We start from the raw sequence: 20,045 nt of genomic DNA, 5'->3' as shown, positions 1-20,045 counted from the left end.
GAGAAAGAAAATGGATTTGAAATCTCCCCTCCTTTTTAAGGAGGGGCTGGGGGTGGTTAATTCAGGCCCATGAGAAATTTTGATAGTCATAATCCCTGTTTAGACCTTTAGTAGTCCTCAGCGCTCTGTGCGCCTCTGATGTAAAATAATCACCGCCCCGAAGCCTCGGGGCTAAGGCCTCAGAGTATTTGGTTATCTTTTTTTATAAGATCTTACATTACTCATCACTCATCGTCCATCAAAAGATTTGCGCAAGATTCGATTCCGACATATTCTCCTGACCCTGCTGCTGGTTGTCCCTTTGGTTCTGGTCGTTACCGTTCTGACGAAAACAGCTTCGAACGACCGCGAGTGGAGTCCCGACCAGCAGATCCTGGCCTATGCGGAGTTCGCCGCTGATGCCGATTCGGATTCGGTAACCATCCGCAATATCCGCAACAGCCGTTATCGGAGCCCGGACGACTATGTTGTTTCGCACTACGACCGCACGGTGAGCCTGGGCGACCTGGTTTCGCTGGATTATATGGTGGAGAAGCTGGAGGGGTTTCCGGGGTTCGCGCACACGCTGCTATCATTCGGTTTTGCGGACAGTACGTACATAGCCATCTCCGTAGAAATACGTAAAGAATTGGGGGAGAGCTACCACCCGCTCAGCGGTATGATGCGGGAGTATGAGCTGATGTATGTGATTGCGGACGAGCGGGACGTGATCAACCTGCGGGCCAACTACCGGGGGAATACCGTCTATCTCTACCCGATTGAGATCGGCCGGGCGAGCCTGACCAACCTGTTTCTTTCCATGCTGGAGCGGGCCAACGGGCTGCGTGAAAACCCGGAGTTCTATCATACGCTTACCAGCACCTGCACCACCAACCTGGCCCGGGCGGCCTCCGAAACCACGGAAGAGCGCTTCTGGATGTACCACCCGCAAATTCTGCTCCCCGGCTTCTCCGACCGCCTCCTGCTCAAACGCAGCCTCATCCAAACCGGCCTGACCGACATCGACGACGTGCGGGAGGCGTTCATGATCAATGCACAGGCAGAGAGCCACCGGGATAGTGAAGGTTTTAGTCTTGGAATAAGAAATCTGAGCAATTAATCAGATTCAGTTGATGCCACGGAGGCACGGAATGAGGAGTATTATTTATCTTTTCTCCGTGCCTCTCGCAGATCCATATGAGGTGTGGCAACCCTGATTTTTTAAAGGCTCTAAAATACTACTCGTTTGATGTCCAACCTACTCTTACCGAAGTTCAGAATGAGACCCACTTTGCATCCTGAACATTTCAGATAATTGATGGTTTGTGCCATGTCTTCAGGTGCTATGTCTTCTTTAGCTTTTATTTCCAGGATCACTTTATCAAATACCACGAAATCAGCATAAAACTTGTGCGGAAGAATGGTACTCTTGTATCGGATCTGGTACTTTCTTTCTCGCTCAAAAGGAATGTTCTGTGAATTGAACTCATATTCAAATGCATCCTTATATACAATTTCTAGAAAACCACTGCCCAGTTTTCTATGGATCTCAATTCCCGTTTCAATGATGAGCTTTGTTTTTGATCTGAGCGGAAAATATTTTTCGATAATGTCACTCATTTTTATTCGAACTCTCTTTTATTTACCCTCTGTGCCTCCGTGGCAACCCATCTACCTGTAAGAACCAGAATCAAAGCCTCCCTTACAAAACTTTGCGTACTCTGCTTCTCCGCGGTGTTAAAAAAGGTTGCACCCAAGAATCCGATTTCGTATTTAAGTCCAGTAAAATCTTGCATTACAACCTGCATTCCATCCCATGCCCTCTCTCTTCCTCCTCTTCAATCAAAGTTACTCAATGAGATCGGGGCACAATGGGTTAGCCACAGAAACACGGAAGGGGGAGAATTATTCATCTTTTCTCCGTGCTTCCGTGGCAATTCTGCTGGCTATAAGTATAGGATTTCTACTGATCGGCTGTATACAGGATAGGAGTGCTGAGAAAACATCTTTACGTGAGTATCCGGTCAATTCTGCTCAGGTATTTTTGAGCCTTGAGGATGCCCCCTTTATTGGCAGTCCCATTGATATGAAAGCTGCTGTCGATGGCCTGTTTATTGTTGATGGGGCACACAATCAGATCATCAAAGTAGATGCAGAGGGAAAACGTCTGTTATCATTTGGAAAAAGAGGCCGGGGACCTGGTGAGCTTCAATCGATTGCAGGATTCTGGCCTTTTAAAGATGAATACCTGGTGTATGACTACAACAGTTTTAAATTTTTAACCTTTGACCACCTGGGCGGGTTGATTGATGAAGAGTTGTTAAATGAGAATCCCATACATTCCGAATCAGAATTCAATATCCCGATTACGCTGGATGCACTATCATCAAAAAAACTAATTATACCAACCGGCGGCCGCAAGGGGTCTCTTTTTGCCATTGCAGATCGAATCAACGGAGATGTAACCTATGCCGGAAAAGCTGTTGGTAAAGCTGAACCGGAATACAACAATCGGGATGTTACAGAGGCTTTATCCGGGGGAGAAATTCCGGAAGTTATGTTAAACATGGTACTGTTAAGCAGCAGTTCTGATGCGATCTACTCCCTTCAACAGACAACCGGCATACTTGAGAAATACACACATACCGGAGAACACGTTTGGGAAATGGAACTGAATATACCAGCCCAGAAACATCTATTCGATCGGATCTCAGATCACAACCGGGGGATTGACTCGGATGGTAAACCAAGGCTTTTCATCTATGCCCGGGCTATGGATGCCCGGGAAGGCGGGGTTGCACTTCAACTGAATATGCCGGACGATCAGCCTTTTACCATAGCCTGGGTTCCCGAAGATGGAACCAGGATTGATCTGATTAAAGTGGAGGGAATTACACCTGACGCTCATGGATTTATGGAAGGGTTTACAGTCTCTCCGGATGGAGAGCACGCCTATTATCTGAAACGCAGCACGGGTATGATTTTTCAATTCATTTGGCCCTTGTGATAGTAAGGTTTAAGAAAGCCGTTGCAGCGGCAATAACATTACTGTCAACACTTAGATTTGATCCATCGACTCTGCCTTGTGCATAACTCTCCGCGTCCTTGGTGCCTCAGCGGTGACTATTCGCCAAAACCACTTGCGTGTACATTAGATCGTGGAGATTGATTATTGCTACGGCTTATCTGTTCCGCGCGAAGTGAAACACAGTGGAAAAAAATCATCCTATCTCCGTGCTTCAGTGGCAACCCCTCAAATCTAACCATGAAGCCCCATAAAAAACTCTGTGGCCTTTGCGCCTCTGCGGTGATGCTTTAATCGTTGAATGCCAAAGGCCACATAAAGCGGATTGGGGCCGGTCCGGGACTGAGGGCAGGGAAAGTTGCGAAAATGGACTCTAAACCAATTCGATAATCGAATAGCACAACAAAATAGTAAAATAATGTCACTATTTAATCCACAATATATTGTGGGTTAATCTTATCTGTAAATTTATTAATGTGTCAGCGTGATACAATGAAAGAACAACTTGAAAGCCTCTAATGGATCTGGCTCGCTACAGGCTGTTGCCATGATCTTTGAATCTTATCAACATTCATGTACGGAATTAGGCCGTCAGCAGCTCCCGGGTGAAGGATCTGGCAGTATTGATTCCTGGCTTGACGGATGAATTAGCGAATCACAATAGCTTGAAAAGGAAGAAAGTACATTCTGGAAATGCAAAAATTTCAGAGAAGTGAATGAGTGTTTGAGCAATCAAACAACAGGTTTTAAAACCTGTACCTGATCTCAGATTTGCCGGAGTAAAACAGGTAATATTAAACATTAATGAAACGGAGTACATATGAATTCATTGCAAATCTTAAGCAGGAATGAAATGAAAATGATTATGGCCGGTAGCAGTGATACATGTTTTGGTGTTGAACATTATTGCGGAGGATGCCAAATCATTTTTAGTCAATATGAAAATCACTGGGGTTACCAAATTTGTGGGGATGACTGTACGGGATCACCCAGTGGTTGCTCACCGATTTATTCCGGGCAAGGTCAATATGATGGCACATTTTGTGGTGGGTCGGAACTATGTTCTGGACTCGGTGCAGCTTAATGTGAACTTTCCGTTTCTTGGTGGTACAATATAGTGTCACCAAGTTTAAAAAACATTCAGCACTCGCATAAATGATGATTTTCCTGATGAAAATAAAAACATCATTCCAGGTTTTACTTGTAATTGCAATTTGGATCTGTACATTTGCCGGATGTAAAAAAGTACAGACTGAAAATGAATTAGTTCGGGAAACAGAAAATGAATATCTGAACTCATTATTGGGGGGAGCACCGGTACAACTCATCGATCTCGATAAGAGTAATGCTGACTCGCTACATATAGATGAACAGAATATCCTGGGAATGGAAAGTATTGAGGATTTTCCATTTCCTTTAGACTTGTATGGTGTTAATGGGATGATTGCGATTGGTGACAAGGTATATGTGGCAGCACAGCGCCATAACAATATTTGGGTAATGAATAAAAGCGGGGTATGGATTAGAAAGGTAGGTCGGGAAGGACGAGGGCCCGGGGAGTTTAGAAATCTCAGATCATTAAATAAGAATAATCACTCTATTTATTCAATGGATGTCGGAAATCAGAGAGTCTTTGTATATGATTATAATCTTAATTTCAAAAACTCCTTAGATGCTCAGTTCACATGGCCTGAAAATAATATGGCGGTCGATGATGTATATCTATATTTACCATCTGACCTTTCAAGTGAATATTTAATTGAAATACGTGATGCAAATGCGCCATTTAACCAAAAGGGAACATTCGTACCACGACTTATCCCAAATGGGATGCAACCATTTGCATACAATTTATACAAGATAACGGCCAATCATAATGAACTGATTGCTTTTGGATACACAGGTCTTCCCTATGTTTTTATTTTTGATAAAACACTTAAACATATTTTGACCCTTGTTCTTAAATCTGAAACATTCAATGAGTTTGAAAATCCGCCCGTTAGGCCTGTCAGAGGCAGTGAGAATGATATTTATAGAGTGAATCTTTTTTTTGAAGGTCTATTTTTAATGGAAAATGGATCTTTGTACATAGCGCAGCAGCCTTTTTTGCATCGATTAAATTGGAATGGAGAACAATTTGATGTTATGCAATCCTGGCGGTTTACGTATAGTGAACCTGATGAAAATGAAGATTCGGTACGAACCATATATGTTCATGATGTGATCGCTGAAACAAATGTGATGTATCTTTCTTCCAGACTGTCTCCATATGTTTTTAGAATATATCTGAATTGAGATGCTTTATTAAATTGGTCAGATATGAGCACCGATCTCTGTCTAATCCGCTACCTGTTTCGGGATGGGATAAGGAAATATCAACAATGAGCCGGAAAAATGGGACGCATTCATTTGCTGCGTTCAGCTTCTCTTACATCAGGTGAGTTTTTGCCATAGACTCTTTCTTTAAGGACACGGGCAGCGGCCTGTCTTTCTTTCACACTCATGGTTAAGTGTTGTCTGATATCCCATAGCCGGGCTTCCTCAGCATTTTTGGAGATTTTTACGATGCGTTTCATGCCGAAATGTAGTGCAGGGGAGATGAATTTACAAACAGTTCAAGATTCACCTTCTGAGCTGATGGGCATAGAATTGATGCCGGAAAACCGTAGCTGTGCACCAGAACCGATTCCAAAAGAATAGCCACCGAGGTACTGCAGTATAGCCACGGAGGCACAGAAGGGGGAAAGTATTCATCTTTTCTCCGTGCTTCAGTGGCAACCCCTCAAATCCAGCCATGAAGCCCCATAAAAAACTCTGCGGCCTTTGCGCCTCTGCGGTTAATAGTTTCTGAATGAAGATACCTAGAAGGAAAGTGCGAAAATGGGCCAAAAACCAATTCGATAAATGATAAGCACATCAGTATAGTAAAATATTCTCACAATCCAACCCACAATATATTGTGGGTTAAGCTTATCTAAAATTTTATTATTGTGGTAGCGAGATATAAAGAAAAAACTTTTTTTAACCCATACGTTCACCGATATGGAACAGGCTGTAACCGCATACCTGAAGCACCTGAACGTCCCCGTATCGGAGGCGTACTGCAAAAAGCGGATCGCGTCCCACCCGGACTATCCATCCATCCTGGCGGTGGCCGATACCCTGCAGCAGTTCGGCGTACGCCATACGGTGGCGAGGGCCTCTAAAGAATCTCTGAGCGAGCTTCCCCTGCCGGCCCTGCTGCACCTGGATTCGGGGGGCGGGTCGTTGCAGCCGGTGTACGATGCAAAAGGACTGGAAGACTCCAAAGAGAAACTGACCCGCTGGAGCGGGGTACTGATCAAGGCGGAGCCTGCCGCGGAGATTGCCGATAAAGAGAATACAAAAGCACTCGGCGAGGAGAAACAATTTAAACGTCTTGCCGCTTTGTTTCTGGTAACTGCAGCCGGACTGGTATCTGTTCCGCTGCTTCTCTCCTTTACCTGGCCGCAGCTATTTTTGCTGATTACGGCACTGGCCGGTGTAGTGACGGGCTACGTCCTGTTCGCCAAAGACCTGGGCATCACCTACCGGGCGGTGGAGAGATTCTGCAACGCCGGTACCGGTGCAGGCTGCGGGAAAGTGCTGCGCTCGGAGGAAGGAAAACTGTTAGGGTTTATCACATTTTCAGACTTAACGCTGGGTTATTTTGTTGGTCATCTTGTAGCCATCGGATTATTCGTACCGCTTTGGGCGGGCAGCGGCCTGCTTTCGGTACTGGGTTTGATAAGTATGCTTGCCCTGCCCGTTATTGGGTACTCGCTCTGGCTGCAGGCGGTGAAAATCAAGGAGTGGTGCCGCCTTTGCCTGGTGGTGAGCGGAATCCTGGCCCTTCAGGCATTCCTATTCGGCTACCTATTCTACTCGGGGTTGATCCATCCGATGGCATTCGCTCTACCGGATGCAGTCATGGTGCTTTTACTGTTCGGATTGGCAGGCTCTTCACTTCTTCTTCTGAAACAGACCATTCAGCAGAAAAACCGGGCGGTGCAAAACGAGATTGCCGCTGCACGAATTAAAAACTCACCGGACGTATTCACAAGCCTGCTGTTCAAACAGCGGCAGGTGGACACCTCGCCCCTTGAACACGATTTCCTTATCGGCAGCCCGGATGCCCCGGTCAAACTCACCATGGCGGTGAACCTGTTCTGCGGCCCGTGTAAAAGCGAGCTGGAGCAGGCAAAGGAGCTGCTGAATATCTATCCCGGGCAGGTCAGCCTCTCCCTGCGGTTTCTAAGAAGCGGGGATAAAGGTAAATCAAGCGGATTGCTGTTAAAAACATGGCTGCATGCTTTAATGGAAGAGCAAAACGGAATTCCCCGTCATGAAAAAGGCCGGGTGTTGATCGATACTTGGTACGAGTTGATGATTCCCGAAACGTTTGAAGCCGCGTGCCCGGTAAATGGGTCGGTTTCAGATTCCGTAGCAAAAGAGTATGTACAGGCTCATTATGAATGGGTAAAAAGCGCCGGAATAACGAAAACGCCAACCACCTTTATGAACGGGTATGAGCTGCCGGCGACTTACCGGGTGAAGGATCTGGCTGTATTGATTCCGGGGCTGACGGATGCATTTGCGAATCACAATAGCATGAAGTTGGAGAAAGTACATTCTGGAAATGTAAAAATATCAGAGATGTGAATGAGTGTTTGAGCGATCAAACAGGGGTACAAATTGCCTGCGCCCAGTCCAAACTATCGGATAAAAGAGGCTTATTTTCAACTAAAAGGATAAAATGATGCACATTTTAAATAGAAATGAGATGAAAAGTGTAATAGCTGGATTCGATGGCTGGTATAGTTGTACATGCTATTCGGGAAGTTTTGGAAGTCCCCAGGGAACAAAAAAACTTGGTTCAGTAACTTGTTCAAGCGATATGGAGCAGCTAACGTGCTGCCAAGTACAATATGAAGATACAACTGCGACTACATGCAGTAATTCAGATATTGGGGAAGCGTAAACAGTTAATTAAAATACTGTCCCGGCAGTAATTATATATAATCAATAGCTTATTTGTCGGGACATGCTTAATTATTATTAATATATGAATACCAAGACATTTTACTGTTTAGGAATCATAGTTTTAGCTGGCTTTGTTTTTTCATGTTCCGAAAGTGAAAATGAAGTAACTAAGAAACTTAACAATATTCTTTTCAATATAAATGTAACAGAAATACAAAGATTTGGGGGTGATGCTGAGGTAGTTATTGGAAATATGGGAATGGTAGAGGTTGATAAATACAATCGCGTTTACATTGCGGAAAATTCATTAGGTAGCAGAACCGTGCATGTTTTCAATCCTGATGGAAAATATATCACCAAGATCAGCAGTGAGGGAAATGGTCCTGGCGAGTTCAGAACATTGGGACATTTAATAACAAGCTCAGGTACAATATATTTGTTTGATAAATTGAATAATAAGTTAATTTCATTTTCAAACAGTGAGACTAACAATCGTTACCAATTGGTGGATGAGATAAGTATTTCGAAATCAACTTTGTCAAGTCAAAAATCGATTGAGGGGGAGACACTAGAAAGACTATTTGTCCTTGACAACAGAGCTTTTCTTGTTGGATTTGAAGATCCAAAAATTCCAAATAAAAATGACCGGAAGATTCACTATTACATAGTTGATAATGAGGGAGAGTTATTAGAAGACAAGATACAATTCAGCCAAAATGCTATAAGCATATTTAATGCTCAGGTTGGGAATTCTTCTATAACCATGGAATTACCATTTTCAAGTCGTCCATTGATAGCTGTATCTGAAGAGGGAATGGTGTATTTGGCTGAGACTGGTGAATCTGAAATTAAAGTAATGAATAAGGACGGTGAATTTGTTCACTCAATCACATTTGACGTAGAGTCAGTGCCATTAAACAGAGATGAAGTTATCAAATGGTATGAAGGTAACGAATTGTTTCATTTAGCGATTCAGGAAGCTTCATTTCCTCAGGATTGGCCTATGCTTAACAATATGTTTGTTGATGATGAGAATCGGATTTGGGTTTCAACTATTGTGGAAAATTCTGATATCTACGAATGGTTGGTGCTGGATGGGTTAGGTCAACTTATCACAAAATTTAAGTGGTTACGTCAGGAGCCGATAGAATTAGTACGAGGAGGCCATATGTACACTCGACAAACTGATGAAGAAACAGGGGTTCAAGAGATCGTGAAGTACGGGATCGAATTCGAGGAAAGCGTTATGATGTCGGAGATGTGAATGAATGTTTGAGTGATCAAACAGGGGGGTAAGTAATAACTCGTCCCCAGCTGAACAGCGAAACGGGTTCTCAATTAAACGAGGGTAAAACTATGCAAATTCTAAGTAGAAGTGAGATGAAACATATTATGGCTGGTAGTAGTGGTTCTTGCCGAATTTTTATGAACGGAAGCTGGGGAGGATGCGATTGGGATGAAACTAATGCCCAAGACTGGTATACAGGTTTCGAAGAAGTTACCGGATACTGTTGTGCAAGTTGTGGAGAAGGAAACTTTTCAAATGCAGACCCCTGTCCAAGCACTGAATTGGATATTAATTAGTAATTCAAAAAATACCACGAGGTTTTATCACCTCGTGGTTCAATTTATGTTACAATACATATACAATAATCATTCTGTGATATTGATCGGGATTATGTTTTTCATTTTCAGTTGTACGAATGATAATCATAATGCTCAAAATGATTTAATTCTGCCGGGTCACATTCAGGAGCTTCAAAATTTGAAAATCATTTCTACTGAGCACCAGGTACCAGATACTGTAGAACTTTTCCGAGAAGTTAACTTTGAGAGCAGCGAAGATGTTTTTTTGGATGGTTATATAAACAGAATTGCAATAGATGATAATGAGAGGGTGTATGTAGGTGTATCTCGAATGGGACAGGCTTCAGTATACGTTTTTAGAGAGAATGGTAAGTTTATTACAAAAATTGGAAGGTATGGAAGAGGGCCGGGTGAGTTTGAAAACATTCGGTCTATGGATATTGTAAATAATAAGTTATTTCTGTTTTGTTCATCTTTACAAAAAGTCAGTATTTATTCAATTGAAGATTTTTCCCATATCAGAGATGTGGTAATTAGGAATGTAATTGAAAATCAATCGGACAGTCTTATAAACAGATTAAGGGTCGATCGGCTATTTGTAACAGACGATGAAACTGTAATTGTTCGATTAAAGACACTTGCAATCTACAGTGGTGCAGATGAACGAACAATGCTTTATAGAAAATTGAAAAATGATGGTTATTTAGAGAGTGAAAATTTACTGAAGAAGGAGAGGTTTAAATTATACTTCCCTGTGAATGAAGGAACAGATGTTCCGTTCACCATGCCGTTCACAAGGAGTTCACTGGTTACTATGACGAAAGGCGGTCACTTTTTTACCAATCAAACGGAAGAGTTTCTGGTAAAAGAATATGATGGTGAGGGAAACTACCAACGGGCCTTCTACTACCCTATGTTAAATGCACCACTTAACATGCGAGACTTTGACTTGAGAAAAGAGCGGCAAAGAGCGATTGATCAGTATGAAATGCCAGAAAGTTGGCCCGTGGTCCACACATTGGAGATGGATAATAAGGGCAGAATGTGGATAGCGTCAATATCAGAAAACGACTCTACATACCTATGGCACCTGGTAAACCAACAGGGAGAGATGTTAGCAAGATTTCAATTGCCAGGAAATAGATCATCTCGTAATGTCATGTCGGAACCATTGATCCGCGTACATAATAACTATTTTTACACAAGAGAGGTTAATCAGCAAGATGGCATTGATCGAATTGTTAAACATAAAATTGAATTTATTGAAAGGTAGATGAAAATCTTCTCCCACTACCGCCAATACGATCAAATGGACTGCGGCCCCACCTGCCTGCGAATGATTGCCAAACACCACGGTCGCAGCTATACGATGGATACTCTGAGGCAAAAGAGCGGTATCAACCGTGAGGGCGTGTCACTGCTGGGCATCAGCGAGGCGGCCGAGGAGATTGGGTTTCGCACGGTGGGGGCGAAACTGACCTGGGAGCAGCTTAAAAAGGAAGCGGCCCTGCCGTGCGTGATCTACTGGAACCAGGTGCATTTTGTGGTTGTCTATAAAATAAAGGGAGATAAGATCTATATTGCCGATCCGGCAAAGGGGAAGGTGACGTACCGAAAGGAGGAGTTTCTCGAGCAGTGGCTTAACAGCCGGAATAACGGGCAGAGTACCGGGATTGCATTGTTGCTCTATACATCACCCGCATTTTACGATTTAGAAGGAGAGACGGGCAACCGGTTGAGTTTTGGAATCCTGTTTCGCTATATCCTGCCCTACAAGAACCTGCTGTTTCAGTTGGCGCTGGGCCTGCTGGCCGGCAGTATCCTGCAGCTGATTTTTCCGTTTCTCACCCAGGCGGTGGTTGATATCGGGATCCAAAACCGCGACATCAACTTCATCTACCTGATCCTGATGGCGCAGCTGATGCTTTTTTTCGGCCGGACGGTCGTGGAGTTTATCCGTTCGTGGATTCTGCTTCATATGAGTACGCGGATCAACATCTCCATTCTGTCCGATTTCCTGATTAAGCTGATGAAGCTGCCGATGCCCTTTTTCGATACCAAGATGGTGGGCGATATCATGCAGCGTATGGGCGACCACGCCCGTATCCAGAACTTTTTAACCGGGCAGACCCTCAGCACGCTCTTCTCTTTCGTCACCCTGATCGTCTTCTCGCTGGTGCTGGCGTACTACCACATGATGATCTTTACTGTCTTCCTGGTAGCCAGCACTCTCTATGTGATCTGGATCGTCCTTTTTCTGAAAAAGCGGCGTGAGCTCGATCACCGCCGTTTCGGCATCTCCTCAAGCAATCAGAGCACGGTGATCCAGCTCATCCAGGGGATGCAGGAGATCAAGCTCAACAACTGTGAAAAGCAGAAGCGGTGGGAGTGGGAGCACTTGCAGGCGCGGCTCTTCCGCTACCAGGTGAAAAACCTGGCCCTCGAGCAGTACCAACAGGGCGGGGCTTTTTTCATTAATGAGGGGAAGAATATCGGGATTACATTTATCTCGGCTATTGCCGTGGTGAACGGGCAGCTCACCCTCGGTGCCATGCTCGCCATTCAGTACATTATAGGACAGCTCAACAGTCCGGTGCAGCAGCTCATCGGGTTTGTGCAGTCCACCCAGGATGCCATCATCAGCATGGAGCGCCTCAACGAAGTACACGAGAAGGAGGACGAAGAACCTTCGGAAAAGATGTTTACCCGCGAGCTGCCAAAAAGCAAAGATCTTACGCTGAAGAAACTGAGTTTCACCTACCCCGGGGCGGGCAATGAACCGGTGCTTCGGGATATCGATCTGCACATACCAGAAGGAAAAGTGACGGCGGTCGTGGGCATGAGCGGCAGCGGGAAAACCACGCTGCTGAAACTGCTGCTCAAGTTCTATCCGCCCGACAGCGGCGAGATCCGGATCGGGGAGAGCAATTTTGTGAACCTGAGTCCGCGTGTATGGCGCAGTAAGTGCGGCGCTGTGATGCAGGACGGGTTTATCTTTTCCGACACCATTGCCCGCAATATTGCGGTGGGTGACGAAATGCCCGACATTCAAAAGCTGGAGCACGCGGTAAATGTGGCCAACATCCGGGAGTTTATCGAGTCGCTGCCGCTCGGGTTCAATACCAAAATCGGGGCCGAGGGGAACGGCATCAGCCAGGGGCAGCGCCAGCGGATGCTGATTGCCCGCGCTGTGTACAAAGACCCGGAGTTTCTCTTTTTCGATGAAGCCACCAACGCTCTCGATGCCAACAACGAGCGCGCCATCATGGACAACATGAACCAATTTTTCCAAAACCGGACGGTGGTGGTCGTCGCCCACCGCCTCAGCACGGTCAAACACGCCGATAACATCGTGGTGCTCGAAGAGGGCCGAATCATTGAACAGGGCACGCACAGCGAACTGGCCGGCCGGGAAGGAGCGTATTTTGAACTCGTAAAAAATCAACTGGAACTGGGGGTTTGAGTGAAATGGCAAAAGTGAGAAGGCAGAAGTGAAGGGTGAGAAGAAATGTCCCCTCTCGAGAGGGGAAAGGCGACGGCAAAAAGGCGAAGCCTGATTTGCCAAGCGAGGGGTGTGTTCCTGTTGTTAGCTTCGAGCCCTGCCAAACACACCCCTGAGTTTTGAAGACGCGCTCTGCGCACTTCTTCAACTCGGTCCCCTCTCAAGAGGGGATGTCCTTTTCACTTCTGCCTTTTCACTTTTCACAGAAATTATGCCACAAACCAACAACCACATACCAACCCGAACTGAATCGGAAAGCCCGTTTCCCGAGCTGGAAGTACGCAGCGAGGAGGTGCAGGAGATCATCGGGCGGCCGCCGCACTGGCTGGTGAGGTGGGGAATAACGGCCTTTTTCGGGGTGCTGGGGCTGGTGCTGCTGTCGGCGTCTGTGATCCGCTATCCCGAAGTAATTCAGGCTCCGTTGAAGCTGACGGCCATCCATGCCCCGCAGTCGCTCGAGAGCCGGGTGAACGGGAAAATCGTCCGTCTTGCCGCCGAGAACAACGCGGACGCGGAGGAGGGAGCCGTTCTGGCCTGGCTGGAAAGTACGGCCCATCATGGTGAAGTGCTTCGTCTGGACGATTTTATTGAACAGATCAGGGGAGAACTTTTAAACGACAGCGGTGGCGGCGTGGACAAGCTGGAGATCGACCTGGCCGCATTCGGCAACCTGGGGGAGCTTCAGAACACCTTTCAGGGGTTCGAGCAGGCGTGGAGGGAGTACCTTTCGTTTCGTCCGGGCGCCTATTACAGCCGCCAGAGAGAGATCCTGGAGCAGGAACTGGCATTCAACCGGGAACAGCTGGAGATGCTGATTGAGCAAAAAGAGATACAGCAGGGCGACTATGAGCTGGCCCGGCGGGAGTTTGAGATGCAAAAACGGCTGGCCGACGGCGACTATATCACATCGCTGGAGCTTGCCCGCGCCGAACGGGAACTGGCGTCGCGGCAGCTGCCGCTTCACCAGACCGAATCGGCCATTATCGGCAATCAGGTATCCCGGGCCGCAAAGGAGAAAGAGATCATGGAGCTTGAGCGGAGAATCGGGGAACAGCGCTCCGTGTTCCTGCAATCCCTGAACCTGATGAAAAGCGCCATCGAAGAGTGGAAGCGCAGCTACCTGGTAACGGCGCCCTTTGCCGGTCGCGTGGTGTATGCCGGCATTGTGCAGGAGAACCAGACTGTGGCGGCCGGGCAGGAGCTGTTCTACCTGCAGCCCGACAACACCACATGGTTCGGCGAGCTTGCCGTTGCCCAGCAATCGTTCGGCAGGGTCCGGGAAGGCCAGCGGGTGATGGTCCGGTTCAGCGGGTATCCCTATCACGAGTTCGGTTCGGTGTACGGCGAGGTGGAGTACTTTTCGGAGTTCCCCGTACGCGACAGCCTCTTCCTCGCCAAAGTGCACTTCCCCGACGGGCTATTGACCAGCTACGGGCACGACATCCCGCCGAGAAACGGCATGACCGGCCGGGCCGAGATTATCACACAGGATATGCGGCTGCTGGAGCGCGTGTATAACAATATTACAAAGGAGTTGAGATAAGTGTCCGGTAAACAAAGAGTGTTTGAGCGATCAAACAGGGGTATCTCATAGCCCGTACCTCTCCAAACGGAAAAAACGGGTTTAAATTAAATGGAGGATAGAAAAATGCAAATTCTTAATAGAAATGAGATGAAACATATACTGGCAGGTTCCCTGGGTGAAGAATGCGGTATGTGTTGCTATGACCACGACCCAACAAATTGCAGCGCCTGTGTCAGTTATTGTTCAGGGTCGGATTGTGATTGTAGAGACGGTCAACACGGACCAACTCATGGAGTATCCTGCACTTGCAGTGGTGTTGGAGAAGGATAGATACTTCCAGCTATAAAGTAGCCATAAGTGCTACTTTATAGCATCATTAATTTCTTGTTGTAGTAAAATTTTAAATAAATGACTTTAAAATGAAAATAATATACATAACAGTTTCCTTATTGATTTTATCAAGTTGTTCAACAGATAAATCTCCATTCAATGAAGTGGGTGTTACTGAGCTCGAACAATTTGAAACACTTGTTTCAAGTGATGATAATTTAGTCGTAAATCCAACCATCGTTAAATTCGACAACGATGATAATCTTTTAGTTTATGATAGCCGCAGAGGTGAACTTCTTAAATTGAATAAACTGAGTGAAGTAGTTGGAAAATACGGTAACAGGGGTAGAGGTCCGGGCGAGTTTCTAAGAGTTAATAACGTTTTCCATATAGAGGATTACATCTATATCATTGATGATATTGGTTTAAAAATTCACAAATTTACAGTGGATGGAGTATATGAAACATCACTGGAGTACAAACAAAAAGCCGGTTTAACTTTGCCGCCACTGCCACCCGTTCCGGCCCCTGACCTATCATTCCTTGATAATTTATATGCTGTAAATATTAATAACCAGCCTATTATAACAGATTTTGATTATGTGTTATTACCCGCTGCACAAATGGAAAATACAGTTTACCAAATTGCAGATTTTGAAGGTAATACTATAATGGATTTTGGCGAAATCCCGGAAGGCAGCTCATTTGAGCTGGACTATAACCTGTTCAGAACTTCTATTTCAAATAGAGAAGTCCCGAATCTTTTAATTCATAATGTATTTCCGGTTAAAGACGGATCAGGTTCAGGTGAAATATTTATGGTTTATAATGCTATTCCGAGAATTGAAAAATACGATGCAAATGGTACGAAAATATGGAGTAAGGAGATAGGTGATAACCCTGAAATTGATGCTATAAAGAATGCTTTCTTCAATACAATGCAAGAAATTCTAAGTATAACGGATGCCGTAGCTACTTTTAGAGCATATACATGGGGAGTAAGCGATAAAGAAGGTAATCTTTATTTAGCTACTTATAATAGTCCTGAACTCCCACTTTGGATTCATGAATTCGATAAAAATGGAGATTTGAATCAAAGGTATAAACTGGTTTCAGAAGTAGAACTATTACCTACGTTTGACATAGATTTTGATAATAACCTATTCATTGTGATTACAAAAGAAAGCGAAATAAGAACGTTTCAATTTTGAGTTGGGCAGCCTGTTTACACTTAGGGATTATCAGGCTTTATCGGCCACAGCGGTCGGGCAGGAGCTGCTATACCTGCAGCCCGGCAACACCACCTGGTTCGGCGAGCTTGCCGTTGCCCAGCAGTCGTTCGGCAGGGTCCGGGAAGGCCAGCGGGTGATAGTCCGGTTCAGCGGCTACCCCTATCACGAGTTCGGTTCGGTGTACGGCGAGGTGGAGTACTTTTCGGAGTTCCCCGTACGCGACAGCCTCTTCCTCGCCAAAGTTCACTTCCCCGACGGGTTATTGACCAGCTACGGGCACGACATCCCGCCGAGAAACGGCATGACCGGCCGGGCCGAGATTATTACGCAGGACATGCGGCTTCTGGAACGCGTGTATAACAATATTACCAAGGAGTTGCGGTGAGTGTCAGGGAAACAAAGAGTGTTTGAGTGATCAAACAGGGGTGTAGTTTATAACCCGTACCCCGTCAAATGGCAAAACGGGTTTTAAATAAATGGAGGTAAAACGATGAATTCATCAATCTTATCACAAGTAGAAGGCGTTTTGAACCGTAGTGAAATGAAGATGATTATGGCAGGAAACCATGATTGCACTGAAAATGAATGCACGAATTGCCTGATTTGCTGGAATGATGATGGATCTGATGCAGTGGAAATCACGTATGAGCTAACCACTGAAGATCCAGACATGGCTTGCAGACGGAATGGGCCTTATTCAAGCGGATCGTGGGGACAATGCTCCGATTTAGCAATACATTAAGAATGACAGCGGGGGCAGAATTTCTCTATGCCCTTGCTACATTTTTTTACAATAATACTATGTCGAATATTAAAACTACAATATTCAGGTCAGTGCTTTTTGTAATCCTGATCTTATTCATGATGGGGTGTTCTCATGAAGATGCAAGTAACATACCGGAGCTTGAAAACCTGCTCGTTGTATCTGATGAGGAGAACAGTTTATTAACCATTTTTTTGGAAAAAGAGGCCGTTTTTGCAAGCTCGGAACATAATCTTATTGGCAGGCTGGGGCAATTTGACATTGATGATGACGGGCAATTGTATATAGCTGATGCCATGCAGCACCGGGTACATGTTTTTGATCAGTCAGGGCGGTACCTCACCCATTTTGGTAGGGAAGGGTCGGGCCCGGGTGAGTTTCGTGCCATGGGAGGGCCTAAGTTCTCAAACGGATATATACACGTTTACGACCCGATGATGATGAGGCTAAGCACATTTTCATTGGATACGTATGAAGAGTCCGGTACCATCCATATTCAGGCCATCAACAAAAGGGAGGTTGCCTGGCTGGACGGCCTCATGCAAAGCGGCTTTGTCTTTATCAACCCCGACAGATTCCTGGTCAATTTTACGTCACGGCTGGTTCCCAATCCGTCATATGAAGGATATAATCTGAACAACAGGTTTCGCATCTATCATCTCATGGATCGTAACCGAAAACTTGAATTGGACAGCCTGTTTACGCTGCCGGCCTATAAGGCCTTGTCGGCCACGGTGGAAGGGCAGTACCGGTTTACCCAGTTTGAATTCCTGGGGTCAACCCTGATCACAACATCGGAGAACGCCATCTATATGGCGCGTTCCGGCGAATTTTTAATTAAGGTATATGATGCCGCCGGAAACTATCAGCGGACGTACTATGCACCGTATCAAAACGCGGTGTTTACCCGTGAGGATGCGATCAGCCAGCAGATCAGTGACTATGAAGAGGGTGTATTTGAATGGCGGGTGAGCGTAATTGAGAACGCGCCGGAAGAACAAATACCGGATACCTGGCCCGCCCTCGAAGATATCCTGGTGGACGACAGGGGCCGGCTCTGGGTCGCTACCATCATTGAAGACCTGGACAGTCATGAGTGGTGGGTAGTTGACGAGTCAGGAGAGCTGATCACCCAATTCGAATGGCCCCGCGATGAACCGATTGAGGTGGTGAAGAACGGGTATGCTTACACCCGCCAAACCGATAAGGAAACCGGGCTTCAGGTAATTGTGAAATATAGGATTGAACTTGAGGAGAGGCGATGAGATTGGGGCTAACCATTGTAGCCACACCCCATAGGGGTCAACGAGAGGCACGGAAGGGAAAAATTATATATTCATTCTCCGTGCCTCAGTGGCAATCCCCCAAATCTCGCCATGAAGCCCCCAAAAAAACCTCTGCGTGCCCTGCGTCTCTGCGGTGAATATATTCCAAATATATTAGCGGATGAAGATTCAAAATGTTTAATTATAATCGATTAAGGGTTACTCCAATCTGTGCCAGACAAATTGCTGCATGGCTCAATGTGATGGTGGCGGACCCGGGTCCTGCTGAAAAAATGAATGACACATCTCAATGAAAATCAGAACGATCGTTCAATTTATTTTCCTGTTTTTATTTGGGCTTTCTTGTTCAGAAACCCCGGGTAATGATGATCTCTTGGTTGATCCATTCATTGAGAGTGTCATGTCATCAACTGATGAACTGGAGGTAGAGCGGCAATCATTCATTGATAGCCCCGATCTGTATAACGTTTTGCACGTTTATGCATTAGAAGGCTCGGTCTATATTTTAGCGTCCGATTATGCAGATAAGTTTTTGAAAGTTATTAAACGAGACGGTACAATGCTTTCAAAAACGGGGGGACAGGGACGGGGGCCCGGTGAGTATGCGCTCATCAATCAAATTGAGCGTGGCCCTGATGGCTCAATCTACATTCTTGACAAGCGTCTGAATCGGGTTCATATGTATAGCCTGGATAATGAAACGAGTAAGCTCACACTAAAAAATACCGTCACGTACAAACATGAGGCAAACAGTCATATGAGCAGCTTATATGTAACGGAATTCGGGTTTTTTGGGGTGTTTATGAGCCTGACTGATTATGAGACGTGGGATAATATCTTTTATCTCTATGAACTGAATGAGGAATTTCAGCCCGTAAACCGGCTCCTTGAACTGCCCGGTAATGATAAAATACCCATAAGTGAGGAGGCCATCGGAAAGATGGATAACTTCCTGGGAAGCATGACCCATTGGGATCTCGATGGAGAGTGGTTTTACTACATGACGTCTAAAAAGACCAATGTGTATGCCTACAATCTAATATCCGGTGAAAAGGATACCCTGTCCGCGATCACGCTCAGTGAGCGAAAAAATTCTGATGCACAGAGGGAGTATTTAAAAAAGAGATATGATCGTCTGATAGAAAGTTCTCCCACGGTAGAAACGGCCATTAATGAAACCGAGACCTTACCCTATTATGATCATTTAGTAGCACATAACGGTAGCCTCATTTTGCGGGTCTTTGATGCCGGAAGTGATACGGGTCTATTGATTCACTATCATACGAAAAGCGATAAAGTGCGGCACATTACAGTACCCACCTATTTGCTTGGGATATCATATTCCGGAGATAAGTTGTATGGATACAAGAATATGGAAACCGGTGAAAGAATGATTATTGAATTGACCTTGGATAAATGAAATCCAGATGTTTAAAATGATTCGTGGTAACACGTTTCATGGCTGCAGCAAGACCGGGGCACTGTATAATAGCCACGGCTCATCATTTCCCCCGCGAAGCGAAACACGGAGGAAAAATTTATACGTCTTTTCTCCGTGCCTCTCCCGCAGGGATCCCCATGGGGCGTAGCAACCCCCCGGCAACCCTGAAATTTCACTATGAAGCCCCACATAACTCCGCGGCCTTAGCCCCGAGACTTCGGGGCGGTGAAAAAACAGGTTGCGCACATGAACCCGATTTCGTATTTAAGTTCAGTAAAATCTTACGTTACAATCTTTATTCCATTCCATGCACTCTCTCTTTCTCCGAGTTTCCGTGGTAATTCTCTCAGTTGTTATTGCTGCGGCCTGTTCGG

At 45.6% G+C, this 20,045-nt stretch carries 14 protein-coding genes; 12 read left to right on the top strand and 2 right to left on the bottom strand.

Features of this window, described 5'->3' with window-relative positions:
- The first annotated feature begins 247 nt into the window (after positions 1-247).
- Entirely contained in the window at positions 248-1,099 is an 852-nt protein-coding gene (locus DDZ15_RS01050) for an Lnb N-terminal periplasmic domain-containing protein (RefSeq protein ID WP_158278577.1), read from the top strand.
- A gap of 110 nt (positions 1,100-1,209) precedes the next feature.
- On the opposite strand, the gene DDZ15_RS01045 is transcribed toward DDZ15_RS01050, so the two are convergent.
- Positions 1,210-1,599, bottom strand: coding sequence for a GxxExxY protein (locus tag DDZ15_RS01045; RefSeq protein ID WP_109643970.1), 390 nt, complete (start codon positions 1,597-1,599; stop codon positions 1,210-1,212).
- A gap of 424 nt (positions 1,600-2,023) precedes the next feature.
- On the opposite strand from DDZ15_RS01045, the gene DDZ15_RS01040 reads away from it, so the two are divergent.
- Together DDZ15_RS01040 and DDZ15_RS01030 are read left to right on the top strand one after the other, a co-directional pair.
- Positions 2,024-2,986: an NHL repeat-containing protein gene (locus DDZ15_RS01040; RefSeq protein WP_146198474.1), complete on the top strand. Its 963-nt coding sequence runs from the start codon at positions 2,024-2,026 to the stop codon at positions 2,984-2,986.
- A gap of 1,188 nt (positions 2,987-4,174) precedes the next feature.
- Entirely contained in the window at positions 4,175-5,299 is a 1,125-nt protein-coding gene (locus DDZ15_RS01030) for a 6-bladed beta-propeller (RefSeq protein ID WP_158278576.1), read from the top strand.
- A 110-nt stretch (positions 5,300-5,409) separates the two neighbouring features.
- On the opposite strand, the gene DDZ15_RS16645 is transcribed toward DDZ15_RS01030, so the two are convergent.
- Positions 5,410-5,580 carry a hypothetical protein gene (locus tag DDZ15_RS16645; protein ID WP_158278575.1) on the bottom strand — a complete coding sequence of 57 codons (171 nt, stop codon included), beginning with the start codon at positions 5,578-5,580 and terminating at the stop codon, positions 5,410-5,412.
- Between the two features lie 466 nt (positions 5,581-6,046).
- On the opposite strand from DDZ15_RS16645, the gene DDZ15_RS01025 reads away from it, so the two are divergent.
- From DDZ15_RS01025 to DDZ15_RS00985, 9 genes are all read left to right on the top strand, one after another.
- Entirely contained in the window at positions 6,047-7,684 is a 1,638-nt protein-coding gene (locus DDZ15_RS01025; protein WP_109643962.1) for a vitamin K epoxide reductase family protein, read from the top strand.
- Between the two features lie 403 nt (positions 7,685-8,087).
- Positions 8,088-9,269 (top strand): 6-bladed beta-propeller, encoded by a 1,182-nt coding sequence (locus DDZ15_RS01020; RefSeq protein WP_109643960.1) that lies wholly within the window; start codon positions 8,088-8,090, stop codon positions 9,267-9,269.
- A 414-nt stretch (positions 9,270-9,683) separates the two neighbouring features.
- The gene (locus DDZ15_RS01015) at positions 9,684-10,865 is read left to right on the top strand and encodes a 6-bladed beta-propeller (RefSeq protein WP_158278574.1); all 1,182 of its coding nucleotides are present in this window, start codon (positions 9,684-9,686) and stop codon (positions 10,863-10,865) included.
- Entirely contained in the window at positions 10,866-13,055 is a 2,190-nt protein-coding gene (locus DDZ15_RS01010) for a peptidase domain-containing ABC transporter (protein ID WP_109643956.1), read from the top strand.
- A gap of 250 nt (positions 13,056-13,305) precedes the next feature.
- Positions 13,306-14,637, top strand: coding sequence for an HlyD family secretion protein (locus DDZ15_RS01005; protein WP_109643954.1), 1,332 nt, complete (start codon positions 13,306-13,308; stop codon positions 14,635-14,637).
- Positions 14,638-15,038: 401 nt separating this feature from the next.
- Positions 15,039-16,160: a 6-bladed beta-propeller gene (locus tag DDZ15_RS01000; protein WP_109643952.1), complete on the top strand. Its 1,122-nt coding sequence runs from the start codon at positions 15,039-15,041 to the stop codon at positions 16,158-16,160.
- 1 nt (position 16,161) lies between these two features.
- A complete protein-coding gene (locus DDZ15_RS00995; RefSeq protein ID WP_109643950.1) occupies positions 16,162-16,566 on the top strand; it encodes a beta-barrel domain-containing protein in 405 nt (134 codons plus the stop codon).
- A 416-nt stretch (positions 16,567-16,982) separates the two neighbouring features.
- On the top strand, positions 16,983-18,209 hold the full coding sequence (locus tag DDZ15_RS00990) for a 6-bladed beta-propeller (RefSeq protein WP_158278573.1): 1,227 nt from the start codon (positions 16,983-16,985) through the stop codon (positions 18,207-18,209).
- A 421-nt stretch (positions 18,210-18,630) separates the two neighbouring features.
- The gene (locus DDZ15_RS00985; RefSeq protein ID WP_158278572.1) at positions 18,631-19,650 is read left to right on the top strand and encodes a 6-bladed beta-propeller; all 1,020 of its coding nucleotides are present in this window, start codon (positions 18,631-18,633) and stop codon (positions 19,648-19,650) included.
- The last annotated feature ends 395 nt before the right edge of the window (positions 19,651-20,045 follow it).

This window comes from Rhodohalobacter mucosus (assembly GCF_003150675.1).
Taxonomy (GTDB): Bacteria; Bacteroidota; Rhodothermia; order Balneolales; family Balneolaceae; genus Rhodohalobacter; species Rhodohalobacter mucosus.
This window is presented reverse-complemented; position numbering and strand designations above follow the sequence as displayed.

Bases quoted from the DNA above. Each gene is read 5' to 3' on its own strand.
- DDZ15_RS01045 (WP_109643970.1), bottom strand. From the start codon at position 1,599: ATGAGTGACATTATCGAAAAATATTTTCCGCTCAGATCAAAAACAAAG.
- DDZ15_RS01020 (WP_109643960.1), top strand. From the start codon at position 8,088: ATGAATACCAAGACATTTTACTGTTTAGGAATCATAGTTTTAGCTGGC.
- DDZ15_RS01025 (WP_109643962.1), top strand. From the start codon at position 6,047: ATGGAACAGGCTGTAACCGCATACCTGAAGCACCTGAACGTCCCCGTA.
- DDZ15_RS01000 (WP_109643952.1), top strand. From the start codon at position 15,039: ATGAAAATAATATACATAACAGTTTCCTTATTGATTTTATCAAGTTGT.
- DDZ15_RS01005 (WP_109643954.1), top strand. From the start codon at position 13,306: ATGCCACAAACCAACAACCACATACCAACCCGAACTGAATCGGAAAGC.
- DDZ15_RS01010 (WP_109643956.1), top strand. From the start codon at position 10,866: ATGAAAATCTTCTCCCACTACCGCCAATACGATCAAATGGACTGCGGC.
- DDZ15_RS16645 (WP_158278575.1), bottom strand. From the start codon at position 5,580: ATGAAACGCATCGTAAAAATCTCCAAAAATGCTGAGGAAGCCCGGCTA.
- DDZ15_RS01030 (WP_158278576.1), top strand. From the start codon at position 4,175: ATGAAAATAAAAACATCATTCCAGGTTTTACTTGTAATTGCAATTTGG.
- DDZ15_RS00985 (WP_158278572.1), top strand. From the start codon at position 18,631: ATGTCATCAACTGATGAACTGGAGGTAGAGCGGCAATCATTCATTGAT.
- DDZ15_RS00990 (WP_158278573.1), top strand. From the start codon at position 16,983: ATGTCGAATATTAAAACTACAATATTCAGGTCAGTGCTTTTTGTAATC.
- DDZ15_RS01015 (WP_158278574.1), top strand. From the start codon at position 9,684: ATGTTTTTCATTTTCAGTTGTACGAATGATAATCATAATGCTCAAAAT.